Raw genomic sequence first — 22,753 nt, forward strand, 5'->3', positions numbered from 1 at the left:
CTCAACCTTCACATCAATTTAACATCTAAAATCGTACCTTTGCAACTTTGCCTTTTAAAGTTACTTTTTAACGTATAAAGGCTTTGCCAGAAAATTCAATTCTGCTATAAACTATGACAACATTAGACGATTCCATTGAGGTAAAAGGCGCACGTGTTCATAACCTCAAAAATATAGACGTAACCATACCAAGAGAAAAATTAGTAGTAATTACCGGACTTTCTGGCAGTGGTAAATCGTCGTTGGCTTTCGATACTATTTATGCCGAAGGGCAACGTCGTTATATTGAAACATTTTCGGCTTATGCACGTCAGTTTTTAGGAAGTCTCGAACGTCCCGATGTAGATAAAATTGATGGTCTTTCACCTGTTATAGCCATTGAGCAAAAAACCACAAGCAAATCCCCACGTTCTACCGTTGGTACCATTACTGAAATTTATGATTTCTTACGATTATTATTTGCCAGAGCAGCAGACGCTTACAGTTATGAGACTGGTGAAAAAATGGTAAGCTACAGCGATGAGCAAATCAAGGATTTGATATTGGAATCTTACAATGATAAACGTATCAGTATATTATCGCCAGTAGTGCGCGCTCGTAAAGGGCACTATCGTGAACTCTTTGAGCAGATTGCAAAGCAAGGTTTTGTAAAAGTACGCACTGACGGAGAAATCGTCGATCTTGAAAAAGGCATGAAACTCGATCGTTATAAAACACACGATATCGAGATTGTTATTGATCGACTAAAAATTGATGATTCTCAAGATAACGAAAAACGTTTGATGGAATCCATAAACACAGCCATGTATCATGGTGATGATGTACTTATGGTAATTGACCAAGAGACTAACCAACCTCGTTGCTTTAGTCGTAACCTTATGTGTCCTTCTTCTGGAATTTCGTATCCAAATCCAGAGCCAAATAATTTTTCGTTTAATTCCCCAAAAGGAGCTTGCCAGAATTGTAATGGTATTGGAGAATTGTATGTAGTGAATGAAAATAAGTTAGTTCCTGATGAAAACCTATCCATCAAAAACGGTGCTTTAGCCCCACATGGACCAGAAAAGAAAAGCTGGATCTTTAAACAGTTTAATATCATAGCACAACGCTTTGAGTTTTCCCTGAGTGATGCCTGGAAAGACATTCCCGAAGAAGCAAAACGTATTATTCTTTATGGTGGCAAAGACAGTTTCGAAGTAGAAAGCAAGTTATTGGGTGTAAAACGAAACTACAATATCGATTTTGAAGGAGTAGCCAACTTTATCGAGAACCAATACAAATCTAACTCCAACTCATTAGTACGTTGGGCAAAAGCCTATATGGACAAAGTAGAGTGCCCTGTTTGTAAAGGGTCTCGATTGCGTAAAGAATCCTTGTACTTTAAAGTAGATGGTAAAAACATCTCAGAACTTGTAAAAATGGATATCATTGAATTGGGCGAATGGCTAGAAGGCTTAACAGATAGACTTTCAGAAAAACAACAAAAAATTTCAACAGAAATCATAAAAGAAATTAAGGCTCGTACACAATTTTTACTAGATGTCGGCTTAACATATTTGTCATTAAATCGAAGTTCAAAATCACTTTCTGGTGGCGAAGCACAGCGTATTCGATTGGCTACACAAATCGGTTCTCAATTGGTTGGTGTGTTATACATTTTAGATGAGCCTAGTATTGGTTTGCATCAACGCGATAATGAAAAACTCATTAACTCATTGGTTTCGCTTAGAGATGTTGGCAATTCGGTTATTGTGGTAGAGCACGACAAAGATATGATAGAGCGTGCAGATCATGTTATAGATATTGGCCCTTTTGCCGGTAAGCATGGTGGAGAAATCATTTCAGAAGGTACTCCGAAAGAATTACTATCTCATCATACACTTACTGCCGAATATCTTAATGGTGAGAAAGTAATTGAAATTCCTAAAGAACGCAGAAAAGGCAACGGTAAAAAGATTGTACTTAAAGGTTGTACGGGCAATAATTTAAAAAATATAGATGCAGAATTTCCATTGGGTAAAATGATTGGAGTTACCGGTGTCTCTGGTAGCGGAAAATCTACTCTGATTAATGAAACGCTCTACCCTATTATGAACGCCCATTATTTTAATGGTGTAAAAAAACCAATGCCCTATAAAAGTATTAAGGGCTTAGAGCATATCGATAAGGTTATCGACATTAATCAATCTCCGATCGGAAGAACACCTAGAAGTAATCCTGCCACATATACCAAAACGTTCGATGAAATCCGAAAGTTATTTGCCCAGATTCCTGAAGCAATGATTCGTGGATATAAACCTGGTCGCTTTAGTTTTAATGTCGCAGGTGGGCGTTGCGAAACATGCCAAGGTGGTGGATTGCGTGTTATTGAAATGAACTTTTTACCCGATGTTTATGTTGAATGTGAAACCTGTCAAGGCAAACGTTTCAATAGAGAAACTTTAGAGATTCGTTATAAGGGAAAATCAATTAGTGATGTGTTGAACATGACCATTGAAGAAGCCGTAAACTTCTTTGAGCACATTCCGAAAATATATAGAAAGCTAAAAACCATTGAAGATGTTGGTTTAGGTTACATTACGCTTGGACAACAAAGCACTACCCTATCGGGAGGTGAAGCCCAACGCATTAAATTAGCTTCAGAATTAAGCAAACGCGACACTGGCAATACCTTTTATATTTTAGATGAACCTACGACAGGCCTACATTTTGAAGATATAAGAGTATTAATGAAAGTTCTCAATAAATTAGTGAATAAAGGCAATACGGTTTTAATTATTGAACATAATCTCGACGTTATAAAAACTGTCGATTATATTATAGATATAGGCTACGAAGGTGGAAAAGGTGGAGGACAAATAGTTGCCAAAGGTACACCAGAACAAATTATAAAAGACAAAAAAAGCTATACAGCCAAATTTTTGAAAAAAGAGTTGCAGTAATATCCACTTGCACAAAATTATTGTCGTAATACAAAATAAATTAACTCATATAATACCATTATAGCTACTCTTCGTTTTATTTTGTAAATTGGGGTATACTAACAAATACACAAAACATTATGAAAAACATTCTTTGGCTTGTCGCTGTAATTTGCATTATTGTATGGTTATTAGGATTATTAGGAATTGTACCTGGGCTAGGAACAAGTAGCCTTATACATATATTACTGGTTATTGCCATAATCGTAATTCTTTATAATATAATTACGGGCAGAAAACCACTCTAAGAACATTTAACAAATAGTAAGCATAAGCGTTTGGATGAATTTCTAAACGCTTATTTTTTGTTAATTCACTTCCTTTTATCCCATTTTAGATTAAATTTGAAAATCGTAATAGTAGATAAGCCATACATGATATGGCTTTTATATTGCTTAGATATAATTATTGAATTTTATATGAGAAAAGAAAATAACCATAAAGGCTGGAATGAAATAAAAACCAACGACTCTTGGGCGATTTTTAAAATTATGGGAGAGTTTGTTAGTGGCTATGAAAAACTAAGTAAAATTGGGCCTTGTGTTTCTATATTTGGTTCTGCGCGTACCAAACCAGATCAAAAATATTATAAACTTGCTGAAGAAGTGGCACAGAAAATCGTAGAGCATGGTTATGGTGTAATTACAGGTGGTGGGCCAGGTATTATGGAAGCAGGTAACAAAGGGGCTCATATTGCTGGTGGAACCTCTGTTGGATTAAATATAGATTTGCCTTTTGAGCAACACGATAACCCTTACATAGATAATGATAAGAGTTTAGATTTTGATTATTTCTTTGTGCGCAAAGTTATGTTTGTAAAATATTCGCAAGGTTTCGTGGTAATGCCAGGTGGTTTTGGTACACTAGACGAATTATTTGAAGCCATGACGCTAATACAAACCCATAAAATTGAGACGTTTCCTATTATTTTAGTTGGTAAGAAGTTTTGGGGGGGCTTAATAGACTGGGTAAAAACTACATTATTAGAAGCTAATAACAATATAAGTCCAAAAGATTTAGATTTAATTCATTTAGTAGATACTGCAGATGAAGTTATAGATATATTGAACGATTTTTATAAAGAATACGGATTGAGTCCTAATTTCTAGGAAAGCCTTATTTTGCATTCGATGCTATGAAAAAGAAAATAATCGGTTTTTTAACGGTCATCCCATTGGCTAATTTTGATGTTTCAGAATTAGCTAACGGCATCTACAATTCAAGTTCTAAAAACTCGAATACAAAACTCCAAAAATTTATAATTCAACATTGAAAAAAATCATAATTTTAATATTGCTTTGTATTGATTGTTTTTCAATTTTAGTTGGACAAAATAAAATTGATATTGATGCTATAGTAGATGTGGAAACCAAAACGATTTCCATATCGCAAACTATTGTTTATAAAAACGAGTCGGGCACAACCTTAAACGAGATTTACCTCAACGACTGGAACAATAGCTACTCTACAAAGTCTACTCCACTCGCCAAACGATTTGAGGAAGAATTTAGCACCAAGTTTCATCTGGCAAAAAGTGAACAACGTGGGTTTACATTGGTGACCTCAATAACGGACAATAACAAGAGATTAAAATTCAATTATTTAGAGGCGCATCCAGATGTCATTAAAGTTACCCTAGATAAACCTTTAAAACCAGGCGAATCGTATAATCTTAACTTAGATTATATATTAGTATTACCAGATGCCACATTTACAGATTACGGCATTACCAAAAATAGGGATTTTGAACTTAAACATTGGTACATTACTCCTACGGTCTATGACGGTAAATGGCATTACTACAGTAATAAAAACTTAGATGATTTGTACGTACCAAAATCCGACGTTACCATTCGCTTAACCCACCCCATGAATTATCAAGCCATGTCAGAGCTAGATTTGGCGTCTATAATTGCAGATAGAGTTAGCACAACCCAAACCACAATTTTTAAAGGTAACGACAGAACGGATACCTATCTATCTTTACAAAGGTTTCCCGATTTCGATTTTGTTCAAACCGATGATGTAATCTTAATCTCAAACATTAACGAAAAAGGGCTTTCTGGAGCTGATAAAGCCATTTTATCAGACAAAATAGCACAGTTTTTAACCGAAAATTTGGGTGAATATCCTCATGAGCGCTTATTAGTTTCCAAAATAGATTATAACAAAAATCCATTATACGGATTAAATCAATTACCAAGTTTCTTAAGACCTTTTCCAGATCAGTTTCAATATGAATTAAAGCTTCTTAAAACGGCTTTAAAAAAATATTTGGACAATGTCTTGTTACTCAATCCCAGAAAAGAGCATTGGCTAAATGAAGGCCTTCAAATCTACTATTTGATGAAGTATGTAGAAGACTATTATCCAGACACAAAACTGTTAGGGAAATTGGCCGATATATGGGGAATTAGAGCTTTTCATGCTGCTGATCTGGATTTTAATTTTCAATATTTTCTTTACTCAATGGAAATTGCTCGAAAAAACAGGGATCAACCCTTATCGACTTCCAAAGACTCTTTAATTAAATTTAATGCTAATATCGCAGGAAAGTACAAAGCTGGCGTAGGCTTTAATTACTTAGATGATTATACCGAGGATATTGACTTGCCTAAAACTATTAAATCATTTATAGAAGCACATAAGCTCAAACCTATAAAAATTTCGGACTTTAAAACATTTCTTAAATCCAAAACCTCAAAAAATATCGATTGGTTTTTTGACGACTATGTAAACAGTAGAAAGAAAATTGATTTTAAGATTAAGACCGTTGAAACCACAGAAGACTCTCTAAAAGTAACGATAAAGAATAAGCGTAACAACAGTATGCCCGTATCTTTATTTAAACTTTCTAACGACTCTGTTACAGATAAATTATGGGTAGATAACATTAAAGGTCTTAAAACCATAAGCCTACCTAAAGATGATACCGATAAATTTGTATTGGATTATTACAATACCATACCAGAATTTAATCAACGGGACAATTATAAAGCTGTTAATGGATCATTTTTGAATAATAAACCTTTTCAATTTAGATTGTTTAAGGACGTTGAAGACCCAGATTACAATCAAATTTTCTTTATGCCCTTAGCTGAGTTCAATAATATATATGATGGTCTTACGCTGGGAACAAAAATCTATAACAAAACCATACTAAGAAAACGATTAAACTATAGGTTTTCACCGCAGTATGCTACAAAATCCAAAGCACTTACGGGATCTACATCCATATTCTATACGCATAATATTGAAAATAAAAATCTATTTGATATTACATATGGTATAGCTGCTGGCTATGAATCCTTTGCCGAAGACGCATTCTTTACCAGAATACGGCCATCTTTATCATTTACCTTTAGAAATGATGATGACTTTAGAGCTGACCGATTAGATAACATTACAGCGAGATATGTGAGTATCAGTAGAGATATAGGAGAGGATGCCATTGTTGAGGTAGATGAACCAGATTATGGGGTTTTTAACTTAAGGTATACACATTCAAATCCAGGAATTATCAATTTCTCTAGGTTTAATACAGACTTTCAAATTGCAGATCGTTTTAGCAAACTCTCTGTGAATTATGAATTTAGAAAACTCACTAAAAGCAATAGAAATATTAATCTAAGACTTTTTGCTGGTGTATTTCTAAGCAACAATACAGATCCTAATTCTGACTTTTTCAGTTTTGCATTAGACAGACCAACAGATTATTTATTTGACCTCAACTATTTAGGGCGCTCAGAAGCCGCTGGGCTATTTAGCCAACAAATTATTATTGCCGAAGGTGGTTTTAAATCCATGCTAGACACAGCATTTGCCAATCAATGGATGACAACCGCTAATTTTAGTACTTCCATTTGGAGATATGTTCAGGCCTATGGAGATATAGGTCTGGTAAAGAACAAATTTGATTCCGCTAAGTTTGTGTACGATTCTGGTGTAAGACTAAACCTTGTAGAAGACTATTTCGAATTGTTTTTTCCAGTATATTCCAATTTAGGATGGGAAATAGCACAACCAAACTATGGTGAACGCATTCGCTTTATTATTACCGTAGATCCTCAAGTGCTCCTGAGTCTTTTTACACGCAAGTGGTATTAGAAGATTCTTACTAAAAAGTTAAAAAATCTGTTTTATTTAAATATTTGATTGCTTTTGAAATGATTTATTGTGAATTATTCAAAATTATAACACATTCCACTATTGCACATTTTACTAAGATTTAGTAATTTCGCATGATGCAATTCTTTCATTATGAAGCAAAACCCTAACTCTAAGACAGAAATCACATTCGAAGACTTTAAAGCCGAAGTCCTTAAAGACTATAAACTAGCAGTAACAAGTCGTGAGTGTAGTTTATTAGGTCGTAGAGAAGTTTTGACTGGTAAAGCAAAATTCGGAATTTTTGGTGATGGAAAAGAAGTACCGCAAATCGCTTGGGCAAAAGCTTTTGAAAATGGTGATTTTAGATCGGGTTATTACAGAGACCAAACCTTTATGATGGCCATAGGTGAATTAACCATTGAGCAGTTCTTTGCAGGTTTGTATGCCAATACAGATTTAAAAGAAGAGCCCATGTCTGCTGGTCGCCAAATGGGAGGTCATTTTGCTACGCATAGCTTAGACGAAAATGGCAATTGGAAAAATTTAACCGAGCAAAAGAATTCTAGTGCTGACATCTCCCCTACTGCAGGGCAAATGCCAAGATTATTAGGATTGGCACAAGCCTCAAAAATATACAGAAATGTCAATGGCATTGACACCACAAAATTTTCTAAAAACGGAAATGAAATTGCATGGGGAACTATTGGTAATGCCAGTACAAGTGAAGGCTTGTTTTTTGAAACCATAAATGCTGCGGGTGTATTACAAGTTCCTATGGTTATTAGCATTTGGGATGATGAATATGGTATTTCCGTACATGCCAGACATCAAACCACAAAAGAAAACATCTCAGAAATTCTTAAAGGGTTTCAACGTGAAGAAGATACCAATGGATACGAAATTTTTAGAGTAAACGGATGGAATTATCCAGAGCTTATTGACACCTATCAACGTGCAGCTCAAGTATCCCGTAAGGAGCATGTTCCAGTGATGATTCATGTACAAGAGTTAACACAACCGCAAGGACACTCTACATCTGGCTCACATGAACGTTATAAAAATGAAGAACGCTTGGCTTGGGAAGCAGAATACGATTGTAATGCACAAATGCGCCAATGGATGATTGCAAATAATATTGCAACGGATGAAGAGCTTTCTACTTTAGAGAAAGACGTCAAAAAAGCGGTAAGAGACGGTAAAAAAGCAGCATGGTCTGCATTTATCAATCCTATTAAATCTGAAAAGCAAAATATCATAGCTTTATTAGAAAAAGTTGCTGCCTCTAGTGCCAATGGTGTTTTTATTACCAAGCTGAAGAATAATTTAAATAGTATAGATGAACCTTTGCGAAAAGACCTATTATCTACAGCCCGTAAAGCTTTGCGATATATAGTTTCTGAAGACAGTTCAGAAAAAATTGAATTACAAAACTGGATCAATACTTATATTGAAACCATACAACCCAAATATAGTTCGCACTTATACAGCGAATCCGAGCATAAAGCGCAGCATCAAAATGAAGTCTTACCAATCTATAGCGATAATGCTGAAGACGTAGACGGTCGTGTTGTACTAAGGGATAACTTTGAAGCCATTTTTAAAACCTACCCTGAGGCACTTATTTTTGGTGAAGATGCTGGACATATTGGCGATGTTAATCAAGGTTTGGAAGGCTTACAGGAAAAATTTGGAGAGCTGAGAGTTTCTGACACAGGCATTAGAGAAGCTACAATTCTTGGTCAAGGTATAGGTATGGCCATGCGTGGTTTAAGACCTATTGCTGAGATTCAATACTTAGATTACATTCTTTATGCGCTTCAGATTATGAGTGATGATTTGGCTACGGTTCAATACAGAACTAAAGGTCGTCAAAAAGCGCCATTGATTGTTAGAACACGAGGCCATAGACTTGAAGGTATCTGGCATTCTGGCTCACAAATGGGTGGTATTTTAAATCTAATAAGAGGTATTCATGTTTTAGTACCTCGAAATATGACAAAAGCCGCAGGATTCTACAACACATTGTTAGAAAGTGATGAACCAGCTTTAATTGTAGAATGTTTAAATGGTTATCGTCTCAAAGAAAAAATGCCAAGTAACATAGGCAAATTTAAAACTCCTATCGGTATTGTTGAAACCATAAAAAGCGGTGACGACATCACTCTAGTATCGTATGGCTCTACATTAAGATTAGTCGAACAAGCCGCAAAAGAACTGTTAGAAGTGGGTATCAATGCTGAAATCATAGACGTACAGTCCTTATTACCGTTTGACTTAAATCATGATATTCTTAAAAGCGTAGCCAAAACAAATCGTATTATGGTGATTGATGAAGATGTAAAAGGCGGGGCATCAGCCTATATCTTAGATCAAATATTGAATGAGCAAAACGCATTTCAGCATTTAGACAGTCAACCCAAAACATTAGCCGCAAAACCGCATAGACCAGCTTATGGCTCTGATGGCGATTATTTTTCTAAACCTTCAGTAGAAGATATTTTTGAAGCTGTATACGATATTATGCACGAAGCCAGCCCAATGGATTTTCCTAAACTACGCTAGGAAAACTCTGGAACACAGCTTTAGAGCCTTTCGGAAATGAGAAGCTTTTCATAATAAAAGCTGATATAAATCATATAAACTTTTAGAGGTATCATCTAAATTTGATAGCTAGGATACATATTTTACATTTATGCTAACACAAGAGATTCTCAACACCTTTAAAAAACATGCGGACTTGGTTGCTTATTTACAAGCACATAAAGACGAAGATCCTAAATATCAATCTGCATTAGAAAAATATAATTACGAACAAGAATTGCTTCCGCTACAGGCAGAACTTGTAGACTTTCAACGGTGGGTGCAAAAAGAGAATAAAAAAATAGCCATAATCTTTGAAGGTCGTGATGCTTCTGGCAAAGGAGGAACCATAAAACGTTTTAAAGAACATCTCAACCCAAGAGCAATGCGCATTGTTGCCTTAAACAAACCCACGGAAGTTGAGAAAAATCAGTGGTATTTTAACCGCTACATCAAAGAATTGCCCAATGCAGGTGAAATTGTGTTTTTCGATAGAAGTTGGTACAATAGAGCCGTAGTAGAACCTGTAATGGGTTTTTGCGATAAGCAACAGTATAACCGCTTTATGATTCAGGTACCTGAGTTTGAAAATATGCTCTATGAATCTGGAACAAAAATTATTAAGTTTTGGTTTTCTGTTTCAAAAGACGAACAACAACGTCGCTTTGAAAAACGATTAAACAATCCGCTTAAAAAGTGGAAATTCAGTCCTGTAGACGAAAAAGGTCAAGAACTTTGGGATGATTTTACATCCTATAAAAACCAAATGTTTTCTAGAACCCATAACTCATTTTCTCCTTGGGTTATCATAAAATCCAATGACAAAAAACGCGCTCGTTTAGAAAGCATCAAGTATGTATTAAGCCTGTTTGATTATGAAAATAAAGGGGTTAATTGTAAAAGCATCTTACCAGACCCAAATATTGTTCAACGCTATTTTAGAAACACCATTCAACTCGACCAATAATGAGCCCACTAAGACATTTATCAGAAAAAGAATTCAACATTATCAATACCAAGAAAGGCTTAGAAGCTCTGTTAAGACAAAAACGCTTAGATGCAAAAAAGACAGTTAACAATGTTAAGTACGAAAAACGCCTAGAAAAGTTGCAGGAAGAAATGCTGATATTGCAGCAGTGGGTAGCAGCCAATAATAAAAAGGTGGTGATTATTTTTGAAGGTAGAGATGCCGCAGGCAAAGGTGGTGCTATACGTCGTATCATTCAACATTTGCCTCCACGTGCCATTAGAGTGGTTGCCTTACCAAAACCAAATGAGACAGAATTGGGCCAATGGTATTTTCAGCGTTATATCAATCGGTTACCAAATAATGGTGAAATTGTATTTTTTGACAGAAGTTGGTACAACAGAGCTGTAGTAGAACCTGTTAATGACTTTTGTACACAAAAACAGTATGACATCTTTATGTCACAGGTAAATGAATTTGAAAAAATGATTCAAGAATCTGGTATATATCTATTGAAACTCTATTTTTCAATCACTAAAAAAGAACAAGAACGCCGCTTTAAAGACATTGTGAGCACACCATTGAAAAAATGGAAATATAGTGATGTAGATAGACGAGCATTATCACTTTGGGACGAATATACCAAGTATAAAGAGATTATGTTTGAAAAAACACAAATCAGTGCACCTTGGAAAATCATAAAGGCAAACCGAAAAACAAGTGCGAGAATTAGAGCCTTTGAATATATCCTAAAATCTATTCCTTACGAGACCAAGGATCTTGAAACCATTAGACCAAAAACAATGCGCTCTATTTTAAATGAATGATACGATTAAGGTTCGTTTTTATGTCTAGGTACAAAATGAGCCCTATTGGTTTTTTTAAATTGCGATAAATCCTATACATTTAGGTTTTAAAGCTATATTTAATGTTTCCCAGTTTTAATCAATGGAGTTTAACGTTATTGATTTTAGTATTACAAGGGCTAATCTTTGTGATATTACTTTTTGTTCGTTATTTTAAAGAGCGTAATATTTCAGACTTATTCTTAGGCTTAATATTGCTTCTCACCTGCTACTCCCAAATCTGTTACACAGTCGGTTTTATGGGATGGTACGATACGTTTAGAACAACCAAGATCAATTACTTCCTAATTAATATTGCTTATGCTTTAGCGCCTTTAATTTATCTCTATGTAAAATCAATTACCCAAAGCAACTTTAGATTTAAAAGGAAATATTGGTGGTTTTTTGCACCAGCCTGTCTCTTTGTTTTATACAGATTTGGTATTTACACCTATGACGCACTTCAACCTGGTTTCAACGAAAATCAAAACGGAATATTAAAAATTAAGTTGGATGAAGCCTATGTTCAAAATATTTCTGCATTTGTAGAAACACCATTTATGCTATTGTTCTTGGCATTTACATTTCAATTATTTCACAATTATAGGAAGAAGATTAAACAATATTTTTCTAATATTTATAAACTAGAATTAAATTGGATCCTAACGTTTTTGATACTCTTTAGCATTCTTTTTTTATATGGAACGGTTCAAGATATAATAGCTAGCTTCTACACGGAACTCAATTATCAACAACGTTGGTGGTTAAACTTACTTTCTGCCATTGTTACACTTTTTGTAGGCATTAAAGGTTATTTTACAGATACGTCTAAACTGAACCGTTTAGATTTTACCTTTTCACCTAAAACTATTGGCATTCCTGAAGATGCAAGTGATTTTGAAGGAAATCAAAAATTAATTTCTGAAGGCGATATTTCAACAGTCAAAAATTTAATGGAAGTGGAGAAGGTATATCTCAACCCCGAACTAAATCTTTCTGATTTAGCAAAAATGGCAAACATGTCTCGTGGACAACTTTCAGAAATTGTAAACACTGCGTTTAACAAAAACTTTAATGACTTTGTTAACACATATCGTGTAGAAGCATTTAAAGATATGCTCAAAAAAGAAAAGCACAAGCAATTATCCCTTTTGGGAATTGCACAAGAATGTGGTTTTAATAGCAAAGCAACTTTTAATCGTGTATTTAAAAAATTGACAAACCACTCTCCCACCGAATATTTAAAAACACAGCTAAATTAAGACGTCTCAAATCGTATTTAGGACGTTCTCGTACGTTATAAGTCGTCCACTAAAGACTTCTGCTAGAAATTTGTGTCATCGAATAATTAAACCCATTTGTTATGACACGATTAAAATCCATCTTAAAATTCATAGTTATGCCAATTACTCAAAAACATTGGCTCATTGATTTCCTTTTTGCTATACCTCGTATACTTTGTGGTCTATGGCTAACCACTATGTTCGGTGCCGATAAATTCGGAATGCCATGGACTGCAGACAGTCAAAACCTTAATCTGTTCGAAGTTTCCGCTTGGTTTCCCGAAGACGTAGCTTCATACGGAGGCATTTTTGCAATGGCACCAGTTTTCTTTGCATGGATGGGAGCATTCAGTGAAGCTGTAGGAGGATTATTCTTATTGCTTGGACTAAAAACTAGAATTGCTGCTTTTTTAATTATGTGTACAATGTTGGTCGCCATATTTATGCAAAAATGGAACCAAAGCCTTTGGGGAATACTACCTGCATTAGGATTTCTTTGGGTAGCAATTTACAATCTATGCTTGGGCTCTGGACGCTTCGGATTAGACTATTTAATAAGTAAAAAATTAAAATAAATTAATATTAATCTGTTTCCCGATTTATCGGAAACAAAATCACAAACCTTATGAAAACACTTTTTACAACCATCAGTATTTTATGCTTAGTATTAACTGCTAATGCCCAGGACACAATCAAACTTTCGGACTTTGAAAGTATAGACAATACCAATTGGAAAGGTACTTTAACCTATACCGATTACCAATCTGGAGAATTAGAAACCATAGACGCCACCATGCAATTTAAAATTGATGGTGATAAAATCAAAACTAGCGTACAGTATACTTACGAACCTAATAAGAATTATAATGGATCAGTAAAAATTAGAAAAAACGGCACTTATTTTGGAAATGAAAAAGTGGTAAGTTTTACCGAAGACAATGGAACCAAAGTTTTAGTAACAACTCACAGAGGCAAGGACGATAACAGAAAAGCAGATATGTACATAACACATACGCTAACCGATACGACATATATAGTATCTAAAGAGGTGGTTTATTTGGATACTAAAGAACGATTAACCAGAAACACGTATAACTATACTAAAATTCAGTAATTATGAAGTTTTTAAAACTTATAATAATCATTGTAGCTATTATAACCCAAAGTTGTGTTCAAGAAACACACACAAAAACAATAACCTTTAAAGCCGATATGAATATTGTAGAAAATCCTAAAAATGTTGGTGTAAGAGGTAGTTTTACGTCTAATCCTTGGAATGAGACTGCACCTTTAACTGATGAGGATGATGACGGTATTTACGAGGGCACGTTTTCACAAAAAACAGCGATTAATCAAATAGAGTTTAAATTTGTAAACAATAATTCGGATTATGAACTTGCAGATTTAAAGAATAGAGTTATAGAGTTTGAGTATAAACCAGAAATCATTACCTATAAAGCTGTATTTAACGATCCAAACTCCATTAAAACCATTACAGATTAAACATCTAAATAGTTATTAAAAGCACTTATTAAACTAAGTGCTTTTTTTATATCTTTAAGTCAAACTTAAAGCATGCTGACAAAATCAGATAAATCGCAATTACGAAGCATCATCTTTCGTCACCTAGATGGTATAGCAACAGCAACTTCAGCTTATGCGCTTCATAAAAAAGAGGTTTTAAGCTACATTTTGGAAAAAGACAAAGTCTCTGTAAAAGATTTATCAGACCAGTTTAATGCTAACGATGGCTATCTTAATGTTGCACTCCGTGTTTTAAGTTCTCAAGGCTGGTTAGAACAACATTTAGACAATGTAACAAATACAGTTATATATCGTACCAATACCAATACAAAAAAAGCGTTTGGCCTTATTCCGTTGTACGAAGATGCTGTTAACTTATTAAAATACTCGGACCGATTCGCTAACGATAAAATGATCAGTACTGATGCTTTCATCGTTTTAGAACGTATATTTAAAAAGTTTGAAATTAATTTTGGGCTAGATGTTTCTAATGAAAGCTCAATAGAATATCAGGTATTAAAACATATCGAAGGTGTTATAGCTGGCCCAATCATTGTATTGCTTGGTGTTAACGGTTTATTTCATAAATACTTCATGGAGGCATCATTTACTGCCGAGGAATATCATAAAGACCCCGAAAGTTTTAAAAAGATCCTCGATTTTTTTGCGCACTTAGGATGGTTTAAAAAAAAGAAAAGCACCTATCAATTTACAGACAAGGGTCTATTTTTTGCCAAGCGTGCCAGTGCTTATGGTGTAACGGTATCTTATACCCCAACGTTTTTACAATTAGACGAGCTCATTTTTGGTGACCCATTAGTTTTAAAAACAGCATCACCGAACGAAACTGAAAAACACGTACATCGCGAAATGAATGTTTGGGGAAGCGGAGGTGCACACACAACTTATTTTAAAGTAATCGATAAGGTGATTATTGATTTATTTAACCGGCCAATAGATGAGCAACCCAAAGGTATCTTAGATATGGGCTGTGGTAACGGAGCTTTTATTGAACATATTTTTAATGTTATAGACCAACAAACACTCAGAGGAAAACTTCTTGATGAACATCCACTATTTTTAGTTGGTGCAGACTTTAACAAAGCCGCATTAAAAGTTACAAGAGCCAATCTTATAAAAGCAGATATTTGGGCAAAAGTCATTTGGGGAGATATTGGTAGACCAGATTTACTAGCTTCAGATTTAAAAGAAGATTATAATATAGAATTACAAGATTTATTAAATGTACGTACATTTTTAGACCATAATCGTATTTGGGAAGCTCCGAAAAACAATTATGATTTTATAAGCGAATCGTCTGGCGCTTATGCTTCAAGAGGAAAGCGTTTAAGCAACAATGATGTTGAAGCGTCATTACTTGAGCATCTAAAAAAATGGAAGCCTTATGTTGAAAAATTTGGATTACTCATTATAGAATTACATACTATAAGTCCAGAATTGACTTCCAAAAATTTAGGAAAAACAGCCGCAACAGCTTACGATGCCACACATGGTTACAGCGATCAGTATATTTTAGAGGTTGATGTATTCAGAAAAACAGCAGAAAAAGCAGGCTTAAAACCAGACGATAATCATTTCGCAAAATTCCCAAATAGTGATTTGGCTACCGTAAGCATTAATCTTCTAAAAGGAACCAACTAATGTCCCAAAACACCAATGAAGAAAAGAGAGTACTAATTACGAGAGATTGGTTAGCCATAGAACGCACCAAATTGGCTAACGAGCGTACATTTTTAGCTTATTTCAGAACATTTTTAGTTATCCTAGGAACTGGTGTCACCATACTTAAACTCGAATTCTTTTCAGACCTAAAATCTTACGGAGTTATACTCATTATCGCCTCTGCAATAATACTTTTTATTGGTATTTACAGATTGTTCAGGGTTAAAAAAACGATAAGAAAACACTATTGACCTCAATGGAATTATTTCATAAATAAAACCCCACATACATATCTCAATTAGATTCACGTTTTTTGTTTCGAAACTTCTACAACAAATTGTTTAGCATGAGTTGCATCTTGTTTATCGAAATTAATTGTAATACCGATGGATTATAAAGTGTTTTGTTATAACTTTTAAAACAAATAAATTATGAAAACAAAGGGAATCATTTTAATTTTAGCTTTTATATTCTTTAGCTCGTGTATTGTAAAATCACTTCAACCATTTTACACAAAGGATAGCTTAAGCTTTAATGAAAAATTAGTAGGAAACTGGATAGACCATGAGAAAGGTGAATGGACAGTTGAATCCATTAAGACTAAATTTGAAGACGATAAAAAACAAGGTATAGAAATATCTAAAGAAGAATTAGCTTTCTTAGAAACCTATGAAGAAGGCTATTATATCAAATACCTTAGCAAAGAAAAAGAAGCAGGTTTTATTGCGATGCCTTTTAAAATTAAACAGCATTATTTTCTAGATTTTATACCCATAGAGATTGAAGATGAAGAAATTAATAGTTTAGCTGCTCAGCATCTCCTAAAAACACACTCGGTGGCCAAACTAAATATAAATTCCAATAAGGATATAACATTTTCATGGCTTAGCGAAGAACGAATTAAAGATTTGTTTGATGGGCAAAAAATACGCCTGAAGCATGAAAAAATAGGCTTTCAAGAAGATTTATTACTTACAGCATCTTCTGAAGAGTTGTATGCATTCTTAACCCAATATACAGAAGCAGATTTATTTAAAAAATACGACGAAAAAAATCGCAAATGGAAATCATCTGATAAATTACATTTAACAAAAACGAATGCAAAACCTTAATATAAATTCATTTATAAAAAAAGCAAATTACCACAGACCATTTATATTCAATAGTGTTCTGTGGTTTTTGGCTTTTGTGATATTACTGTTTATATTCTCAAAAGGCAATGCACCAATAACTGTAGATTATATTTATACTGTTGCATTTTTAGTTACTCTTGCTATACCTGTAAGTATCAATTTCTATGTCTTAATCCCCAAATTTCTAAAGCAAGAAAAGTATGTCCTATACATTCTATATTTTGTTGTAAACCTTTTAGTCTTTGTTTTATTGAGCAATTGGCTTTTAAAACCTATATTAAATATTCTCTTTCCGGGTTATTTTTTCATATCCTATCTTTCTAAATCGAATATGTTTTCCGTTTTTGCCATATTTTTAGTGACTACAACGTTACTGAAACTAGCGGAAGATTGGTTCTATTTCAACACCAATGAAAACAAACTATTACGCCTTAAGAATCAACAGATTGAAACACAGTTATCTACCTTAAGAGCTCAAATAAATCCGCATTTTTTATTCAATTCCTTAAACGTCATCTATGCTTTGGCTTTAGAACAGAAAGAAGACACAAAAACAGCAATTGTACAACTTTCAGATATTTTAAGGTATGTTATTTACGACTCCGATACAGAAAGTGTCACCATAAAAGAAGAAATAACTTTATTGAAAAACTATATAGCGTTTCAAAACCATCGTATCGAAACACCAAATACTACTAATTTCGAAATTGATATTGAAAATGAGCAATTCAAAATATACCCAATGCTTTTGTTGCCACTATTAGAAAACAGTTATAAACATGGTATCATAGCCAATGAAACATTGATACCAATACAATTAAAACTAACTCAGCATGACAATAATTTTGAATTTAAAATCTCTAATGCCAATCTGAATATTAAAAATAAGATTGAAGATAAACACTCTGGCATTGGATTGGAAAATCTCAAAAACAATTTAAATTTGATATATCCTAATCAGCATCGTTTTGAGGTTAAAGCCTCTAAAGATATATTTCAAGTAACACTCCATATAACCAATGAAGCTTAAAGCTCCCATAAAATGCTTAATCATTGATGATGAACTCTCTTCCCAAAGAGTTCTTCAGCACTTTATAAAAGAAACTGAAATTCTTCACTTAAAAGCAACTTGTAACAATACTGCCGAAGCCTTTAAATATTTACAACTCAATGAAGGTGTTGATTTGCTGTTTTTAGATATTAATATGCCTAAACAATCTGGTTTAGATTTTTATAAAACGCTGAAAAATGCACCACAAGTAATTTTTACAACTGCTTATCCTCAATATGCAGTGGACGGATTTGAGGTTAATGCAACAGATTATTTATTAAAACCCATAGCATATGAGCGCTTTCTTATTGCTGTCAATAAAGCTTTGAATTCCATTAGTGTTCCTCAAAACAAAGAAGAGTTTATTGTGCTAAAGGAGAATAAAGCTTTGCATAAAGTCTTTTTTAATGATATTCAATATATAGAAGCTTTTGGCGATTATGTTAAAGTGCATACCAGATCTAAAACAATTACAACGCACAGTACTTTTTCTAAACTTATGGCAAGTTTACCCAATTATTTTCTACGTACGCACAAATCCTTTAGCGTTAACCTTAATAAAATGAATCATCTCTCAGGTAATCAAATTACCATAGACAATCATGTCATTCCTATAGGTCAAACTTTTAAGCAAACTGTTTTAAAAGCCTTAAATTTGTAATCTATGAAAATAGAATCGATAGTCACCATAAAAAAAGAACTTCAGCATTTACCAAAAGAAGACTTACTCCAACTCTGTTTAAGATTAGGGAGATTTAAAAAAGAAAACAAAGCACTTCTCACCTATTTACTCTTCGAAGCCCACGATGAGGATGGTTATATAGCAAGTGTAAAAATGACTCTAGACGAATTATTTGAGGGCATAAACACAGACAGTTACTTCTACATGAAAAAGACGATTAGAAAAATTCTAAGACAAATAAGAATCTATAGTCGTTATTCCTTAAAAAAAACGACAGAGGTAGAACTTCTACTCTATTTCTGTGAACGTTTGAATGAACTTAAACCCTCTATTCATAGAAACAGAACACTGAGTAACTTGTACGAACGTCAGATCTTATCTCTAAGAAAAAAGATTAGTATGCTCCATGAAGATTTACAATACGATTATAATTTGCAATTAGAAGAACTGAAGTAGTTTTTCATTATGCTATATTTGCCCGAATTACAGCAAAAACTTTTTAATAATGAACAAGGCCTCGCTTACCAACCTATTACGCAGATTAAAACTATTCTATGTAATGGATTGGTTACGTTTTTATTATCAGAGATTTAAAAACAGGGCGGCAAATTCTGCTTTCAAAAAAAAGTATCCTGAAGTGAAGCTCCCACCAGATTACCTAATGTATGAGTCATTTCAGATCAATTATGAAAAATACTACAATGGTGGGCTTAATATGGCAGAGTGGCTTACGAATCATTTTAAGAAGCATACCGAATTAAATCATAAAAATATTCTGGATTGGGGCTGTGGACCTGGCAGAATTATAAGACACATGCCAACGGTAATTAACAATAATTGTAATTTTTTTGGCACTGATTATAATGAGAGATCCATAGATTGGTGCGCTAAAAATTTACCAAAGATCGCGTTCAATAAAAATAAGCTCAAAGCACATCTTCCCTACGATAGTAATTATATGGATGTAATCTATGGTATTTCTATTTTCACACACCTTTCTGAGCAGATGCACTATGAATGGTTTAATGAGCTACACCGTATTTTAAAACCAGATGGTATTTTATTATTGTCTATGCACGGCGATAATTTTAAGATAAAATTGTCTGAAGCAGAGATAAAAACCTATAATCAAGGGAAACTTGTGGTTAGAGGACAAGTAAAGGAAGGTCATCGCACGTTTGTCGCTTTTCATCCAAAGGCATTTTTAGAAGATCTGTTTAAGGATATTGATATCTTAGAACACATCATTCAGACGTCTACAAATAAAAATTGGGTTCCTCAGGATATATGGATTGTCAGAAAGAAAAAAAACTGACCATCCTGTAAAACTTGATATTTATCATAGTATTTGTCTGTACTAATTTAGAACTTTAAGAACATTCTAAATTATCGTGTTATGAGAGTTTATTCAATTATTTCTGGTTTATTATTTCTATTACTTTTTAACTGTGCGGCAACAAGCGAAGTCGTATACGACTATAACTTAAATATTGATTTTAATCAATATGACACCTATGTACTGTGTATAGAAGATTTTACTGTTCTGCATCTAGATAACCCCGAAATTGACAATGAAAGTACGAGACAATTAATAGCCGATGCCGTAGCAACAGAAATGGAAAATAAAGCACACCGCACAAATGTTTTTGAACCACAATTGCAAGCAGGTTTTAGAATACTTATAAATGAAGAAAAGGTACAGTTTAAAAACTGTGAGCATTCTAAAGAATTAGAATATTGGGAAAATTGCAAATTACACGAAGAAACGTATGAGCAAGAATCCTTAATTGTTTATGTAGCAGATTTTCAAACAAGTAAAGTACTGTGGCACGCTTCAATATTATGTGATTTAAACAAATCTAAAAAGAAACTAAAGCCTTACATAGATGGGTTAGTCAAAGATTTATTTGCAACCTATCCAAAAACACAAGTCGGAAGAAATCCAGATGATAAAAAAGAGATTTAGTCCCTTTGCTTTTTGGCTTTTTTACTCCCTTCGTACATTTCATACTTGACTAAACGTGACTCTAGTTTGGCATTAAATACTTTTATTTTTCGAGAAGGTCGCAAACCAATAAATTTCAAAGCTTCTAGATTAGATGTTATTAACCAAGCATCAGTATTAGGATAGCCATGCTTAAGTGTGGTTCCTATATTACCGTAAAACTCTTCAACATTCAAGTTTTCCAAACGTTCTCCATAAGGTGGATTAAAAACCATGTGTAGCTTATCTTCTCCAGCCTTTTGGGTCTTAAAGAAATCTTCATGTTGAATATGGATAAACTCATCTAAATGTGCATTCTTTATATTCTCTTTAGCTTTTTTTATGGCAGATGGCGACTTGTCATAACCAATAATTTTATGATGAAAATCTCTGGTTTTCTTCAATAAGGATTCTTCAATTTTTTCAAATAAATCCACGTCCCAATCTTCCCAACGCTCAAAAGCAAATTCCTTTCGCATTAAATTTGGAGGAATATTACACGCAATCATGGCTGCTTCTGCCAATACAGTTCCACTACCACACATAGGATCCATAAAATCGGTTTGCCCATCCCAACCGCTTATCATAATTAATCCAGCTGCAAGTACTTCATTTATCGGAGCAATATTGGTTGCCGTTTTATAGCCTCTTCTATGTAAAGATTCTCCAGAAGTATCTAAAGAAATCGTGCAACGTTGTCTATCTATGTGTACATTGATTTTTAAATCCGGAAAACGTAAATCCACATTGGGTCTAGTACCGCCATTTTCTCGAAATCGATCTACAATGGCATCCTTGGTCTTTAATGCTGTGTATTGCGAATGTGTAAACACACTATGGTGAACCGTGGCATCTACGGCCAAAGAACCTGTGGGTTTTAAATAATACTCCCACTTTATATTCTTAACACTTCTATATAAATCCTCTTCTCGTGCTACTCTAAAGGACTTAATGGGTTTAAGAATTTTTATAGCCGTTCTCAGTCCTATATTAACCTTGTACATAAAACCTTTGTCACCAACAAAACTTACATTGCGTACGCCTTTCTCAACGTCCATTGCACCAAGTTGCGTCAATTCTTTTGCTAAAATATCCTCAAAGCCAAATAGGGTTTTGGCTACCATCTTGAAATTTTCGTTCATGTACTTCGTAAAATAGAATGCAAATTTACACTATTTTTGTACGACAGTTAATATTATGACTAAATCAACAAAACAATGGTACGCTTCATGGTTTAACACGCCATATTACCATATCTTATACAAAGACAGGGATTATTCTGAAGCGCAAGGCTTTATGGACAATCTTACCAATTACCTTAACATTCCTGAAGGTGGTAAAATACTAGATTTGGCATGTGGCAAGGGAAGGCACTCAATCTATCTTAATACGCTTGGTTTTAATGTTACTGGAGTGGATTTATCCGAACAAAGTATAAAACATGCCCGTCAATACGAAAATGATACACTTAAGTTTAATGTGCACGATATGACCAAACCCTATCCTGATACTTTTGATGCTGTATTTAACCTCTTTACGAGTTTTGGGTATTTTGAAGATGAAAATTGTAATCTCGAAACTATAAAATCTATCAAAACCGAATTAAATAAATTTGGTTTTGGTGTTATCGATTTTATGAACACAAACTATGTTATTGAAAATTTAGTAGAAGAAAATATAAAAACGGTTGAAGGCATAAGTTTTCATCAAAAAAGAAGCCTCAAAGATGGTTATATTACTAAGGATATTACTTTTGAAGCGGATGATGAACAGTATCAATTTCAAGAACGTGTTAGAGCATTTACTTTAGAAGATTTTGAAGTCTTGTTTAAAAAAGCTGGAGTCCATTTATTAGATGTCTTTGGTGACTACAAATTACGAAAATACCATCACAAAACATCTGAACGCTTGATTATGATTTTTAAATAGG

The 22,753-nt window shown here is 33.8% G+C and carries 21 protein-coding genes; 20 read left to right on the top strand and 1 reads right to left on the bottom strand.

Going from position 1 to position 22,753, the window contains the following annotated elements:
• Positions 1-113 precede the first annotated feature (113 nt).
• From uvrA to KCG49_RS00175, 19 genes are all read left to right on the top strand, one after another.
• Entirely contained in the window at positions 114-2,942 is a 2,829-nt protein-coding gene (gene uvrA / locus KCG49_RS00085) for an excinuclease ABC subunit UvrA (RefSeq protein WP_218544144.1), read from the top strand.
• A gap of 119 nt (positions 2,943-3,061) precedes the next feature.
• Positions 3,062-3,229: a lmo0937 family membrane protein gene (locus KCG49_RS00090; RefSeq protein WP_218544145.1), complete on the top strand. Its 168-nt coding sequence runs from the start codon at positions 3,062-3,064 to the stop codon at positions 3,227-3,229.
• A 171-nt stretch (positions 3,230-3,400) separates the two neighbouring features.
• Positions 3,401-4,090, top strand: a complete 690-nt coding sequence (locus KCG49_RS00095) for an LOG family protein (protein WP_218544146.1) — start codon at positions 3,401-3,403, stop codon at positions 4,088-4,090.
• A 160-nt stretch (positions 4,091-4,250) separates the two neighbouring features.
• On the top strand, positions 4,251-7,088 hold the full coding sequence (locus KCG49_RS00100) for a gluzincin family metallopeptidase (protein WP_218544147.1): 2,838 nt from the start codon (positions 4,251-4,253) through the stop codon (positions 7,086-7,088).
• Between the two features lie 153 nt (positions 7,089-7,241).
• The gene (locus tag KCG49_RS00105) at positions 7,242-9,653 is read left to right on the top strand and encodes an alpha-ketoacid dehydrogenase subunit alpha/beta (protein WP_218544148.1); all 2,412 of its coding nucleotides are present in this window, start codon (positions 7,242-7,244) and stop codon (positions 9,651-9,653) included.
• A gap of 130 nt (positions 9,654-9,783) precedes the next feature.
• Positions 9,784-10,638 carry a polyphosphate kinase 2 gene (gene ppk2, locus KCG49_RS00110; protein WP_218544149.1) on the top strand — a complete coding sequence of 285 codons (855 nt, stop codon included), beginning with the start codon at positions 9,784-9,786 and terminating at the stop codon, positions 10,636-10,638.
• Positions 10,638-11,465, top strand: coding sequence for a polyphosphate kinase 2 (gene ppk2 / locus KCG49_RS00115; RefSeq protein ID WP_218544150.1), 828 nt, complete (start codon positions 10,638-10,640; stop codon positions 11,463-11,465). The genes ppk2 (KCG49_RS00110) and ppk2 (KCG49_RS00115) overlap by 1 nt, the downstream gene beginning before the upstream one ends.
• Before the next feature lie 101 nt (positions 11,466-11,566).
• On the top strand, positions 11,567-12,745 hold the full coding sequence (locus KCG49_RS00120) for a helix-turn-helix domain-containing protein (protein WP_256259800.1): 1,179 nt from the start codon (positions 11,567-11,569) through the stop codon (positions 12,743-12,745).
• Positions 12,746-12,846: 101 nt separating this feature from the next.
• Entirely contained in the window at positions 12,847-13,341 is a 495-nt protein-coding gene (locus KCG49_RS00125) for a DoxX family protein (RefSeq protein ID WP_218544151.1), read from the top strand.
• Positions 13,342-13,391: 50 nt separating this feature from the next.
• Positions 13,392-13,880, top strand: a complete 489-nt coding sequence (locus KCG49_RS00130; RefSeq protein ID WP_218544152.1) for a hypothetical protein — start codon at positions 13,392-13,394, stop codon at positions 13,878-13,880.
• 2 nt (positions 13,881-13,882) lie between these two features.
• A complete protein-coding gene (locus tag KCG49_RS00135; RefSeq protein WP_218544153.1) occupies positions 13,883-14,269 on the top strand; it encodes a hypothetical protein in 387 nt (128 codons plus the stop codon).
• Positions 14,270-14,341: 72 nt separating this feature from the next.
• Positions 14,342-15,952, top strand: coding sequence for a class I SAM-dependent methyltransferase (locus tag KCG49_RS00140; protein WP_218544154.1), 1,611 nt, complete (start codon positions 14,342-14,344; stop codon positions 15,950-15,952).
• The gene (locus KCG49_RS00145; protein WP_218544155.1) at positions 15,952-16,224 is read left to right on the top strand and encodes a DUF202 domain-containing protein; all 273 of its coding nucleotides are present in this window, start codon (positions 15,952-15,954) and stop codon (positions 16,222-16,224) included. Before KCG49_RS00140 ends, KCG49_RS00145 begins: the two co-directional genes overlap by 1 nt.
• Before the next feature lie 180 nt (positions 16,225-16,404).
• Positions 16,405-17,085 carry a hypothetical protein gene (locus tag KCG49_RS00150; protein WP_218544156.1) on the top strand — a complete coding sequence of 227 codons (681 nt, stop codon included), beginning with the start codon at positions 16,405-16,407 and terminating at the stop codon, positions 17,083-17,085.
• Positions 17,072-18,136 (top strand): sensor histidine kinase, encoded by a 1,065-nt coding sequence (locus KCG49_RS00155; RefSeq protein WP_218544157.1) that lies wholly within the window; start codon positions 17,072-17,074, stop codon positions 18,134-18,136. Before KCG49_RS00150 ends, KCG49_RS00155 begins: the two co-directional genes overlap by 14 nt.
• Entirely contained in the window at positions 18,126-18,818 is a 693-nt protein-coding gene (locus KCG49_RS00160) for a LytR/AlgR family response regulator transcription factor (protein WP_218544158.1), read from the top strand. Before KCG49_RS00155 ends, KCG49_RS00160 begins: the two co-directional genes overlap by 11 nt.
• 3 nt (positions 18,819-18,821) lie before the next feature.
• Positions 18,822-19,295, top strand: a complete 474-nt coding sequence (locus tag KCG49_RS00165) for a hypothetical protein (RefSeq protein ID WP_218544159.1) — start codon at positions 18,822-18,824, stop codon at positions 19,293-19,295.
• Between the two features lie 49 nt (positions 19,296-19,344).
• Complete coding sequence (locus KCG49_RS00170) at positions 19,345-20,154, top strand: class I SAM-dependent methyltransferase (protein WP_218544160.1); 810 nt, start codon at positions 19,345-19,347, stop codon at positions 20,152-20,154.
• Positions 20,155-20,235: 81 nt separating this feature from the next.
• Positions 20,236-20,805: a DUF4136 domain-containing protein gene (locus KCG49_RS00175; RefSeq protein ID WP_218544161.1), complete on the top strand. Its 570-nt coding sequence runs from the start codon at positions 20,236-20,238 to the stop codon at positions 20,803-20,805.
• Here the strand turns inward: KCG49_RS00175 and KCG49_RS00180 are convergent.
• A complete protein-coding gene (locus tag KCG49_RS00180) occupies positions 20,802-21,965 on the bottom strand; it encodes a THUMP domain-containing class I SAM-dependent RNA methyltransferase (protein ID WP_218544162.1) in 1,164 nt (387 codons plus the stop codon). The genes KCG49_RS00175 and KCG49_RS00180 overlap by 4 nt on opposite strands.
• Positions 21,966-22,020: 55 nt before the next feature.
• Here KCG49_RS00180 and KCG49_RS00185 point away from each other — a divergent pair, with 55 nt between their 5' ends.
• Positions 22,021-22,752: a class I SAM-dependent methyltransferase gene (locus KCG49_RS00185; protein ID WP_218544163.1), complete on the top strand. Its 732-nt coding sequence runs from the start codon at positions 22,021-22,023 to the stop codon at positions 22,750-22,752.
• Position 22,753 lies beyond the last annotated feature (1 nt).

The organism is Winogradskyella luteola (assembly GCF_019203985.1).
Lineage (GTDB): Bacteria > Bacteroidota > Bacteroidia > Flavobacteriales > Flavobacteriaceae > Winogradskyella > Winogradskyella luteola.